This window comes from Streptomyces sp. NPDC019443, from assembly GCF_044389785.1.
Lineage (GTDB): Bacteria > Actinomycetota > Actinomycetes > Streptomycetales > Streptomycetaceae > Streptomyces.
The window spans coordinates 22,323-33,447 of the sequence record NZ_JBIRYJ010000032.1 but is presented as its reverse complement, the minus strand read 5'-3'; the positions used below and the strand labels follow the sequence as shown (position 1 = coordinate 33,447).

Genomic DNA, 11,125 nt, shown 5'->3' with positions numbered 1-11,125 from the left:
TCATCCGACAGCGTCAACTCGGCCTTCGGCCGCCCCATCCCCGCCATAGAGCAAGCCTACACATCTCAACAGAATTCCTGACTCAGAAGACTAGGCGCCCAGGACGGCCCTCAGCTGGTCCAGGCCCCAGTCCAGGTCCTCCTTGCTGATCACCAGCGGCGGGGCGATCCGGATCGTGGAACCGTGCGTGTCCTTGACAAGGACCCTGCGGTCCATCAGCTTCTCCGAGATCTCCCGGCCGGTGCCGTGGCTGGGCGCGATGTCGACGCCCGCCCAGAGCCCGCGGCCGCGTACCGTCTCCACCGCACCGCCGCCGGTCAGCAGGCCCAGCTCGTGGTGGAGGTGCTCACCCAGCTCGGTGGCGCGCTGCTGGAACTCGCCGGTGCGCAGCATCGCGATCACCTCCAGGGCGACCGCGCAGGCGAGCGGATTGCCGCCGAACGTCGAGCCGTGCTCACCGGGACGGTAGACGCCGAGCACCTCATTGGAGGAGACGACCGCCGACACCGGAACGACGCCGCCGCCCAACGCCTTGCCCAGCACATACATGTCCGGCACGACGCCCTCGTGCTCGCAGGCGAAGGTCTTGCCGGTCCGCCCGAGGCCCGACTGGATCTCGTCCGCGATGAAGAGGACGTTCCGCTCGCGGGTCAGCTGTCGTACGCCCGCGAGATACCCGGCCGGCGGCACCAGCACCCCGGCCTCGCCCTGGATCGGTTCCAGCAGCACGGCCACGGTGTTCTCGGTGAGCGCGGCGTCCATTGCGGTCAGGTCCCCGTACGGAACGATCTCGAAGCCCGGGGTGTACGGACCGAAGTCCGCCCGCGCCTCCTGGTCCGTGGAGAAGCTGATCACCGTCGTCGTACGGCCGTGGAAGTTATTGGCCGCGACGACGATCTTCGCCATGTTGTCCGGGACGCCCTTGATCCGGTAACCCCATTTCCGGGCGGTCTTCACGGCGGTCTCCACCGCCTCCGCCCCGGTGTTCATCGGCAGCACCATCTCCATGCCGCACAACTCGGCGAGCTGTGTACAGAAGTCGGCGAACCGGTCGTGGTAGAAGGCGCGGGAGGTGAGCGTGACTCTCTCCAGCTGCGCCTTGGCGGCGTCGATCAGCCGGCGGTTTCCGTGGCCGAAATTGAGCGCCGAGTACCCGGCGAGCATGTCGAGGTAGCGACGCCCCTCGACATCGGTCATCCACGCGCCGTCGGCCGAGGCGACGACGACGGGAAGCGGGTGGTAGTTGTGCGCGCTGTGCGCCTCCGCGGAGGCAATGGCACTCTCCGATGCAGACACGGGATCTCCGTTCGAGTAGAGACAAGACATCCGGCTGGGGCGGGGTCATGCCCCTGTTTCTATCGTCGCTCGGATGGTGGACGAAGAAACCTTGCTGTGGGGCGTGGCCGCTAGGCTGGACACTACGCACGGCGACTGGCGTACGGGGAAGTGACCCCGAGGGAACCGCGCGCGGAAGATCACACGAGGTGCCGCCCGCCTGGGCACCACGGGACCCGTCCTGTGTGGTGCCGCTCGCTCCCTGCCTTCGGCGGAGGAACCCGAGTTGCACCCCGGGACACGTCCCGTGTGGTGCGGCCCGCGCCCTCCGCCTCCGGCGAGGGATGCCGAGCCGCACCCCGGGACAACGACCGAGCAACGGATCGCCCCGGAGGACACCATGACTCTTCCCCTGCAGCACCCCGCACTCTCCGCCACCGACCCCGAACTGACGGCCCTCATCGGCGCCGAGGAACAGCTTCAGGCCGAGACCCTCCGGCTGATTCCCAGCGAGAACTACGTCTCCAGGGCCGTCCTGGAAGCCTCCGGCACCGTGCTGCAGAACAAGTACAGCGAGGGCTACGCCGGCCGCCGCTACTACGAGGGCCAGCAGAACATCGACCAGGTCGAGCGGCTCGCCATCGCCCGCGCCAAGGCCCTCTTCGGCGTCGAGCACGCCAATGTCCAGCCCTACTCCGGCTCCCCGGCCAACCTCGCCGTCTATCTCGCCTTCGCCGAGCCCGGCGACACCGTGATGGGCATGGCCCTGCCGATGGGCGGCCACCTCACCCACGGCTGGGGCGTCTCCGCCACCGGCAAGTGGTTCCGCGGCGTGCAGTACGGCGTACGCCAGGACACCGGCCTCATCGACTTCGACGAGGTGCGTGAACTCGCCCTCAAGGAGCGGCCGAAGATCATCTTCTGCGGCGGCACCGCCTTGCCCCGCACCATCGACTTCGCAGCGTTCGCGGAGATCGCCCGCGAGTCCGGCGCCGTCCTGGTCGCTGATGTCGCGCACATCGCCGGCCTGATCGCGGGCGGCGCGCACCCCTCGCCGGTGCCGCACGCGGACGTGATCTCCACGACCACCCACAAGACCCTGCGGGGGCCGCGCGGCGCGATGCTGATGTCCCGAGAGGAGCACGCCAAGGCCATCGACAAGGCGGTGTTCCCCGGCCTCCAGGGCGGCCCGCACAACCAGACCACGGCCGCGATCGCCGTCGCCCTGCACGAGGCGTCCCAGCCCTCCTTCCGCACCTACGCCCAGTCGGTCGTCGCCAACGCCAAGGCGCTCGCCGACGAGCTCCTGACCCGTGGCTTCGACCTTGTCTCCGGCGGCACCGACAACCACCTGATCCTGATGGACCTCACCCCCAAGGAGGTGCCCGGCAAGGTGGCGGCGAAGGCCCTCGACCGAGCCGGGATCGTCGTCAACTACAACACCGTCCCCTACGACCCGAGGAAGCCCTTCGACCCCTCGGGCGTCCGCATCGGCACCCCCTCCCTCACCTCCCGCGGTCTCGGTACGGAGCACATGGCCGCCGTCGCCGCCTGGATCGACCGGGGCGTGACCGCGGCCGGCGCGGGCGACGAGGACGCGCTGGCCGCGATTCGCGCCGAGGTCGCGGCTCTGATGGCCGAGTACCCCGCGCCCGGGCTGACCGCCTAGTGCGGTGACCGCGACGAATGACCCATGACCCATGACCGGCGACCGGCGACCGGCGACCGGTGATCGGTGATTGGTGACCGGGGATCGGTGACCGGGGATCGGTGACCGCGACGGCTGACCGGGTCCGGCCGACGGCCGGTTCGCGTGAAACAGGCTCTACCGCCTAGCCGTCCAGCAACTGCTGGCGCGGTCCCGGCTCCGGTGTGCCGCCGCCCCGCCCGAACGGCGGGCGCGGCAGCCGTGAGGCCAGCGGCCGCAGCACCAGAGTCAGTGCCGCCCCGGCCGCCAGCCCCGGTATCGCCCACCACCAGCCCGTGGTGGTGTCGTCGGAGGCTGAGCCCGCGGCGGCAGGTGCCGTCGCCTGCCGGCTCTGCCCCTGGTCCTGAGCCTGCCCGTCGTCCCAGGCGGGCGGGTACTCAGTCACCCCGGCCCCGCCGGACTTCTTGCCCATCAGGCCCAGCTTATTGAAGAGCCCGCTCAGCTCCGCGGGCTGCCGTGCCTGGTGCCAGTAGCCCCTCTGCGACTCCATTTTCCGCGCCGTATGTATCCAGACCACGCCCGCCCGGTCGCTCGGATACACCCGGTCCACCCGCCAGGGCTGAACGTCATGGACCATCCAGGTCACATTGATCTGCCGGGCGTCCACCGCCATGTCCAGCGACGGCGGCCGGTCCGTCTGTCCCTTGGTCGGACCGTCGCCCAGCAGGTTCAACAGGGCTGTGTAGTCCGTGTCGGAGTAGTAGAGAGACGCGGTCTCGCTGCTCTCCGGGGAGGTGATCAGCACACTGGTCGGCCCTCCGGCCACCGCGCCCGGGGCGAGGACCCACGTCAGCGCGAGCACCGTCACCAGTGCGGCAAGTCGTCCCAGCAGTCGCATACTTCCCCCAGCCGACGTCCGGTACGGCCCGTCCGCACCGCGTCACCTCTGGTACACCGCCCGCCCGCTTCAGGTTCCACCCCGCCGGCTGCCAATTTCAGCGCGTCGATTCCGCGATCTCCTTGGCGCGCAGCAACTGAGCCACTCCCTCCAGCCGCAGGGTCGTCCGCTCGTCCGCCGTCCACAGCAGCGTCGGGCCCGCCGTCCGCTCGGCGTGTATCCATATCTCGCCACGGGCGTCGGTCATGCCGAACCGCAGCAGATGCGGCTCGGCGAACCACAGCCCCATCCCGCCGCTCAGCGTCACCCACTCCGGCATGATCCGCGCCTGCTTGGCAAAGCCGAGGTCCAGCTTCGCCGGGAACTGGTCCAGCCGGATCGTCCGCCCCCGTTCGCTCCAGCACAGGCTCACCACCGACCGGCCCGCCGGCCCTTCGGTCACCGAGACCGCGTCCGGGTCGCCCAGCCCGCCCGGCACCCGCGCCCGGAATCCCGCGCGCCGCTCCGCCTCTGCCAGCGGCACCGGCGCGTGGCACCACGGCGGCTGGGTCCCCTGCCGGGGCGGCATCGTGGGGTCGTACCGCACCTCGACCCCGCCGAATCCGAACCAGTCGGCCACCGTCGCCCGCACCGGAGGCGTGAGCACGAGCACCACCAGCACCCCGGACAGGACGATCGTCAGTGCGCGCCACCTCCGGCGCGTCCAGAGCCTGAACCGCTCGGCCCGCCCCGGCTCGGCAGGAGGGGGCACCCCCTCGGCGAGGAGCTGGGCCAGCACCCGCTCGGCCATCGTCTCGCCGTCGACGTCCGGAATCCTGATCCCGCGCCCCAGCCCGCGCAGCTCCTGGCGCAATGCCTCGTGCGGCTCCTCGTGCGGCTCCTCGTGCGGCTCCTCGTGCGGCTCCTCGTGCGGCATCTCGCCCAGGGCCTCGTGCGGCTCCTCGTCACTCATGCTCCTCACCTCCCTTCCCAGGAATGAGCTGCCCCAGCTTCGCCAGCGCGCGGTTCAGCCGGGACTTCACCGTGCCGCGCGGCCAGCCCAGCGCCTCGGCCGTCTCCGCCTCGTCCATCTCCAGCAGATAGCGGTAGGTGACGACCTGCCGCTGCTCCTCGCTCAGCTCCTCCAGCGCCGCCAGCAGCACCGTCCGCCGCTCCTCCGCCAGGGCCGCCACCGCCGGGTCCGCCGACTCCGGTATCAGCGGCTCGGAGCCGATCAGCAGTGCCTCCCGCCCTGCGAGCGCCCGCAGCCGCACCGCCGAGCGCACTGTGTTCCTCGTCTCATTGACCACGATCCGAAGCAGCCACGGACGGAACGCGGCACCGTCCCGGAACCGCCCCAGCGCCTGGTACGCCTTGAGGAAGGCGCTCTGCACCACATCCTCCGCGTCCGCACCGGCCCCGAAGGCCACGGCCGCCCGCAGCGCGACATGCGTGTGGGCGCGCACCAGCTCCGCGTACGCCTCCGGCTCTCCGGCGCGCACGCGCGTGATCACCGCAGCCTCGTCGACGATGCGGCCCCCCTCCGGACCCGCTTCCAGGGTCCCCTCCCGCGTCCTCACACCTTTCATACACCGGCGGCCGGGGATCGGTTCCACACCTGAGAGAATGATGAACATGGCCTCAGACCGACCCCGCGCGCTCTCCGGTATCCAGCCCACCGCAGGCTCGTTCCACCTCGGGAACTACCTCGGCGCGATCCGCCAGTACGTGGCGCTGCAAGAGACCCACGACGCGTTCTACATGGTCGTGGATCTGCACGCGATCACCGTGCCGCAGGACCCGGCCGAGCTGCGTGCCAACACCCGGCTCGCCGCCGCCCAGCTGCTCGCCGCCGGTCTCGACCCCGAGCGCTGCACCCTCTTCATCCAGAGCCACGTCCCCGAGCACGCCCAGCTCGGCTGGATCATGAACTGCCTCACCGGCTTCGGCGAGGCCTCCCGGATGACGCAGTTCAAGGACAAGTCCGCCAAGCAGGGCGCCGACCGCGCCACCGTCGGGCTCTTCACGTATCCGATCCTGCAGGTCGCGGACATCCTGCTCTACCAGGCCAACGCCGTCCCGGTCGGCGAGGACCAGCGCCAGCACATCGAGCTCACCCGTGATCTCGCCGAGCGATTCAACACCCGCTTCGGCCACACCTTCACCGTCCCGGCGCCGCACATCGTCAAGGAGGTCGCGAAGATCTACGACCTCCAGGACCCGTCGATCAAGATGAGCAAGTCGGCTTCCGCGCCGAAGGGACTGATCAATCTGCTCGACGAGCCCAAGGCGACCGCGAAGAAGGTCAAGAGCGCGGTCACCGACACCGACACCGTGATCCGCTTCGACCCCGTCGAGAAGCCCGGCGTCTCCAACCTCCTCACCATCCACTCCACCCTCACCGGCAAGACCATCGCCGAGCTGGAGGCGGAGTACGAGGGCAAGATGTACGGCGCGCTGAAGACCGACCTGGCCGAAATCATGGTGGAATTCGTCACTCCCTTCCGCACCCGTACGCAGGAATATCTGGACGATCCCGAGACGCTGGACTCGATTCTGGCCAAGGGCGCGGAGAAGGCCAGGGCGGTCGCCGCCGAGACGCTGGCCGCCGCATACGACAAGGTGGGGTTCTTGCCGGCGAAGCACTGAGTCCGTAGTGAGTACGTACCGAATCGGCACTGAATCATCACTGTGTCCAAGGACTCTGGCCACACATACGGTGCAGCAGCCACACTGGCGGCGCACACCTAACTACCGACGACTGAGGAGAACGACGTGGGGACCGTAACGCTCGGCGTTTCGATCGCGGTCCCGGAGCCCTACGGCAGCCTGCTCCAGGAGCGGCGCGCGGGCTTCGGGGATCCCGCCGCGCACGGAATCCCCACACACGTCACCCTTCTCCCGCCCACCGAGGTCCACGCCGAGGCCCTGCCCGCGATCGAGGCGCATCTCGCCGAGGTCGCGGCGGCCGGCCGGCCGTTCCCGATGCGGCTCTTTGGCACCGGGACATTCCGCCCGCTCTCGCCCGTCGTCTTCGTCCAGGTCGTCGAGGGCGCGGCGGCCTGCTCCTGGCTGCAGAAGCGGGTGCGGGACACGTCCGGGCCGCTCGTGCGTGAGCTGCAGTTCCCGTACCACCCGCATGTGACCGTGGCGCACGGCATCGCCGAGGAGGCGATGGACCGGGCCTACGAAGAGCTGTCCGAGTACGAGGCGGCCTGGACCTGTGCCTCCTTCGCGCTGTACGAGCAGGGCGCGGACGGCGTGTGGCGCAAGCTCCATGAGTACGCCTTCGGCGGCGGCGTCACGGCCGTTCCCGCCCAGGGATCCCCGGTCGACGAGCCCGCCACCACCCTCTGACCCCCGGTTCCGTCAGAGCGGCAGTCTGCGGAACAGCGGGCGCGGAACATGCCGCAGCGCCGACATCACCACGCGCAGTGCCCCCGGCACCCACACCGTCTCGGACCTGCGCCGCAGCCCCAGTTCGACGGCCGCGGCGACCGCTTCGGGGGTGGTGGCGAGCGGTGCCTGAGCCAGCCCCGCCGTCATTTTCGTAACGACGAATCCGGGGCGTACGACCATCACGTGCACGCCAGTCCCGTGCAGCGCGTCGCCGAGACCCTGGGCGAAGGCGTCCAGGCCCGCCTTGCTGGAGCCGTAGATGAAGTTGGCGCGGCGGGCGCGCTCGCCGGCGGCCGAGGAGAGCACCACCAGCGAGCCGTGCCCCTGGCTCTGCAGTGCGCCGGCGCACACCAGACCAGCCGAGACCGCACCCGTGTAGTTGGTCTGCGCGACCCGGACCGCGGCAGGCGGATCGGCCTCGTCGTTCGCCTGGTCGCCGAGGACGCCGAAGGCAAGCAGCACCATGTCGATGTCGCCCTCCGCGAAGATCTTGCCCAGCACATCCTCGTGCGCGGCACAGTCCAGGGCGTCGAAGGCGACGGTGCGGACGTCGGCCCCGAGCCTGCGGAGCTCGGCGGCCGCGTCATCGAGGCCGGGGGAGGGGCGGCCGGCCAGCCAGACCGTGCGGGTGCGGCGGGCGATGAGCCGGCGGGCGGTGGCCAGGCCGATCTCCGACGTGCCGCCGAGGACGAGCAGGGACTGAGGGCTGCCGAAGGCGTCCTTCATAGGTCGGTTCTCCTAGAGAGTCAGTCGGCGGGACAGGTCGGAGGTGAAGACTCCGCCGGGGTCGAGACCGGCCCGCAGGGAACGGAATTCGGGCAGCCGCGGATACATCTTTGCGAGCAGTTCCGGGCGCAGCCTGGAGTCCTTCGCCAGGTAGACCCGGCCGCCCGCCTCCGCGACCTCCTCGTCCAGCTCGTCGAGGAAGGCGCCGAGCCCGGTCAGCCCGGCCGGGATGTCGAGGGCGAGCGTCCAGCCGGGCACCGGGAAGGACAGCCACCCGGGATCGCTCTCGCCGAAGCGCTTCAGCACCGCCAGGAACGACGGGCAGCCGCGCCGTGAGATGCGCTGCACGATTCGGCGCAGGGTCTCCTCCTGCCCGTACCCGACGACGAACTGGTACTGCACGAAGCCGCCGCGGCCGTAGATCCGGTTCCAGTGCGGGACGCCGTCCAGGGGGTGGAAGAAGGCCGAGATCTTCTGCAGCTCACCGGTGCGCGAGCGGGGCGCCCTGCGGTACCAGAGCTCGTTGAAGAGCCCTACCGTTGCGCGTCCGAGCAGCCCCTCCGGTACGAATCCGGGGGCGGGCGGCAGTTGTCCCGGGCGGAAGGACAACGGGGCCCGCCGGGCGCGCCGGGGGAGCGCGGCCAGGGGCGCGTGCTCCCCCCTTGTCAGGACCGAGCGCCCCAGCGCGCGCCCGCGCGCGAGGAGGTCGATCCAGGCGACGGAGTACCGGTACCGGTGGTCGGTGGCGGTGAGCCTTGCCATCAAGTCGTCCAGATCCACCGCCCGTTCGGTGTCGACGGACATCAGGGAGGTCTCGACCCGGTGGAGCCGGACGGCCGCCGAGAGGATCACGCCGGTCAGGCCCATGCCACCCGCCGTCGCGTCGAACAGGTCGGTGCCGGGGAGGACGGTGTGAACTGAACCGTCCGCCGTCAGCAGCTCCAGCGAGCGCACATGGCGGGCGAACGAACCCGACACATGGTGGTTCTTGCCGTGGATGTCCGCGCCGATCGCGCCGCCGACGGTGACATAGCGGGTCCCGGGCGTCACCGGCACGAACCAGCCGAGCGGCAGCAGCACTTCCATCAGCCGGTTCAGACTGACGCCCGCGTCGCACACGACGGCGCCCGCCTCGGCGTCGATGGTGCGGATGCGGTCCAGCCCGGTCATGTCGAGTACGGCTCCGCCCGCGTTCTGCGCCGCGTCGCCGTACGCCCGCCCCAGCCCGCGCGCGATGCCACCGCGCGCGCCCCACTCCCGTACCGCTGCCGTGGCCTCTTCGTGGGTACGGGGACGCAGCAGGCGGGCGGTCGTCGGAGCCGTCCGGCCCCAGCCGGTGACGGACACGAACTCGGGACCGGCACTGGCAGCGGCGCTGGCAGCGGCACTGGCACGTGCGTCGGTGATGCGGGTGTCGGGAGCCACGCCCATGACCGTATAGCCACCTATGCCCTCTTTCTGCGGTACCTCAGGTGACTCGCCGAAATGGGTGATTATACGAGTGTCATCAAAGAATGGCGTGAAAGTCGGCCGGTCGCCGACGAGAGTCGCCCCTGGCTCATGAGAGGGGTGGCAGATGAGATACGTCGACTGTGTGGCCGCCGACCGGCGGCTGCTGGCGGCGATGCGTGACTGCGGCAGTCAGCCGCGGATCGCCGCAGCCGCCCGCGCGCTCTCCCTCAGCGGCGAGCACGGTGCGCTCTGGCTCGCCGGGGGGCTCGTCGGCGCGGCGATCGACCGTGAGCGGCGCGGAGCCTGGCTCCGCGCCATCGCACTCGTGGGCGCCGCGCATCTGGCGAGCATGGGCGTCAAGCGGGCAGTACGCCGCCCCCGCCCCCGACTCCCGCACCGTGAGCCGCTCGTCCGCATCGCGAGCCGCCACTCCTTCCCCAGCTCACACGCCACCTCGGCGGCCGCGGCCGCGGTGGCCTTCGGCGCGCTGCGCCCGGCCGGCCGTCGGCTGGCACCGCCGCTGGCGGCCGCGATGTGTGTGTCCCGTCTCGTCGTCGGCGTCCACTACCCGACGGACATCGCGGCGGGTGCCGTACTCGGCGGTCTGACCGCCGGCATGGGCGCGGCCTGGATGACGCGCCCGCTGGCTCCGCCCGCAGCGGGAGGCGGGCGGAATGGCTGAGCGCGGCTCCGCGCTGATCGAGCGGCCGGAACGCCCCGGCCGGCCAGGACGGCCCGCTCAGCCCCGGGCCGTGACCCTGCCCGTCGGGCTGCTCAGGACCGCCCGGCCACGTCAGTGGATCAAGAACGTCCTGGTCGTGGCCGCGCCCGCCGCCGCCGGAGATCTGGGCTCCCGGCACGCCGCCGTCCAACTGGCCATCGTCTTTGCCCTGTTCACGGCGGCCGCCTCGGCCGTCTACCTGATCAACGACGCCCTCGACGCGGACGCCGACCGGGCCCACCCGGTCAAATGCCACCGGCCCGTCGCCGCCGGCGAGGTGCCCGTGACCGTCGCGCACACCGTGGGAGCGGTGCTCGGCGTCGCCGCGGTCGCCGGGGCGACGGCCCTGTGCAATGCCATGACCGGCGCGCTGATCATCGCGTATCTGTCGATGCAACTCGCCTACTGCGTCTGGCTCAAGCACGTCCTCGTCGTCGATCTCGCCGTCGTCACCGCCGGGTTCCTGATGCGCGCGATCATCGGCGGGGTCGCGCTCGGTATCCCGCTGTCGCGCTGGTTCCTGATCACCACCGGCTTCGGCGCGCTGTTCATGGTGGCGGCAAAGCGGTACTCCGAAGCCGTGCAGATGGAGGGACGCAAGGGTGAGACCCGGGCGCTGCTGGGCGAGTACACGACCGGGTATCTGCGCTTCGTCTGGCAGCTCGCGGCCGGCGTGGCCGTGCTTGCCTACTGCCTGTGGGCCCTGGAGAGCGGGGGCGTGGCCGCCCAGGCGCTGCTTCCCTGGCGGCAGCTGTCGGTGATCGCGTTCATCCTGGCGGTGCTGCGGTACGCGGTCTTCGCGGACCGGGGCACGGCCGGCGCACCCGAGGACGTCGTGCTGCGCGACCGGGCGCTCGCCGTCATCGGCCTGATGTGGGCGGCGATGTACGGACTGGCGGTCGCCGACCTGTGAGCGGACTGCGGCGGGCGGGCCCGCGTCCGGCTCGCGCGGCACGTCCCGTGCCCCGAGCTCGGCCGGGACCCGCTTACCGCGAAGACCTGCCTGCGATTCTGGGGCACCCGGACG

Annotated in this window: 11 protein-coding genes and 1 riboswitch; of the genes, 5 read left to right on the top strand and 6 right to left on the bottom strand. The window is 70.9% G+C overall.

Annotation, left to right across the window (positions count from 1 at the left end; translation table 11 throughout):
• Positions 1 to 90: 90 nt before the first annotated feature.
• Positions 91 to 1,296 carry an ornithine--oxo-acid transaminase gene (gene rocD / locus ACH492_RS39175; protein WP_398994095.1) on the bottom strand — a complete coding sequence of 402 codons (1,206 nt, stop codon included), beginning with the start codon at positions 1,294 to 1,296 and terminating at the stop codon, positions 91 to 93.
• Between the two features lie 121 nt (positions 1,297 to 1,417).
• Positions 1,418 to 1,508: riboswitch (ZMP/ZTP riboswitch) on the top strand.
• Between the two features lie 167 nt (positions 1,509 to 1,675).
• On the opposite strand from rocD, the gene glyA reads away from it, so the two are divergent.
• The gene (gene glyA / locus ACH492_RS39170; protein ID WP_398994093.1) at positions 1,676 to 2,944 is read left to right on the top strand and encodes a serine hydroxymethyltransferase; all 1,269 of its coding nucleotides are present in this window, start codon (positions 1,676 to 1,678) and stop codon (positions 2,942 to 2,944) included.
• Positions 2,945 to 3,107: 163 nt separating this feature from the next.
• On the opposite strand, the gene ACH492_RS39165 is transcribed toward glyA, so the two are convergent.
• From ACH492_RS39165 to ACH492_RS39155, 3 genes are all read right to left on the bottom strand, one after another.
• Complete coding sequence (locus tag ACH492_RS39165; protein WP_398994091.1) at positions 3,108 to 3,821, bottom strand: hypothetical protein; 714 nt, start codon at positions 3,819 to 3,821, stop codon at positions 3,108 to 3,110.
• Positions 3,822 to 3,918: 97 nt separating this feature from the next.
• The gene (locus tag ACH492_RS39160; RefSeq protein ID WP_398994105.1) at positions 3,919 to 4,737 is read right to left on the bottom strand and encodes a hypothetical protein; all 819 of its coding nucleotides are present in this window, start codon (positions 4,735 to 4,737) and stop codon (positions 3,919 to 3,921) included.
• Between the two features lie 28 nt (positions 4,738 to 4,765).
• Positions 4,766 to 5,389 (bottom strand): RNA polymerase sigma factor, encoded by a 624-nt coding sequence (locus tag ACH492_RS39155; RefSeq protein ID WP_398994089.1) that lies wholly within the window; start codon positions 5,387 to 5,389, stop codon positions 4,766 to 4,768.
• A gap of 46 nt (positions 5,390 to 5,435) precedes the next feature.
• On the opposite strand from ACH492_RS39155, the gene trpS reads away from it, so the two are divergent.
• Together trpS and ACH492_RS39145 are read left to right on the top strand one after the other, a co-directional pair.
• Positions 5,436 to 6,449: a tryptophan--tRNA ligase gene (trpS, locus tag ACH492_RS39150; protein ID WP_398994087.1), complete on the top strand. Its 1,014-nt coding sequence runs from the start codon at positions 5,436 to 5,438 to the stop codon at positions 6,447 to 6,449.
• Positions 6,450 to 6,575: 126 nt separating this feature from the next.
• Positions 6,576 to 7,157: a 2'-5' RNA ligase family protein gene (locus ACH492_RS39145; protein ID WP_398994085.1), complete on the top strand. Its 582-nt coding sequence runs from the start codon at positions 6,576 to 6,578 to the stop codon at positions 7,155 to 7,157.
• Between the two features lie 12 nt (positions 7,158 to 7,169).
• Here the strand turns inward: ACH492_RS39145 and ACH492_RS39140 are convergent, their stop codons facing one another.
• Entirely contained in the window at positions 7,170 to 7,925 is a 756-nt protein-coding gene (locus ACH492_RS39140) for a decaprenylphospho-beta-D-erythro-pentofuranosid-2-ulose 2-reductase (RefSeq protein ID WP_398994083.1), read from the bottom strand.
• Between the two features lie 12 nt (positions 7,926 to 7,937).
• The gene (locus ACH492_RS39135; RefSeq protein WP_398994104.1) at positions 7,938 to 9,272 is read right to left on the bottom strand and encodes an FAD-binding protein; all 1,335 of its coding nucleotides are present in this window, start codon (positions 9,270 to 9,272) and stop codon (positions 7,938 to 7,940) included.
• 229 nt (positions 9,273 to 9,501) lie between these two features.
• Between ACH492_RS39135 and ACH492_RS39130 the strand changes: the two genes are divergently transcribed.
• Positions 9,502 to 10,059, top strand: a complete 558-nt coding sequence (locus tag ACH492_RS39130; RefSeq protein WP_398994082.1) for a phosphatase PAP2 family protein — start codon at positions 9,502 to 9,504, stop codon at positions 10,057 to 10,059.
• Positions 10,052 to 11,011, top strand: a complete 960-nt coding sequence (locus ACH492_RS39125; protein ID WP_398994080.1) for a decaprenyl-phosphate phosphoribosyltransferase — start codon at positions 10,052 to 10,054, stop codon at positions 11,009 to 11,011. The genes ACH492_RS39130 and ACH492_RS39125 overlap by 8 nt, the downstream gene beginning before the upstream one ends.
• Positions 11,012 to 11,125 lie beyond the last annotated feature (114 nt).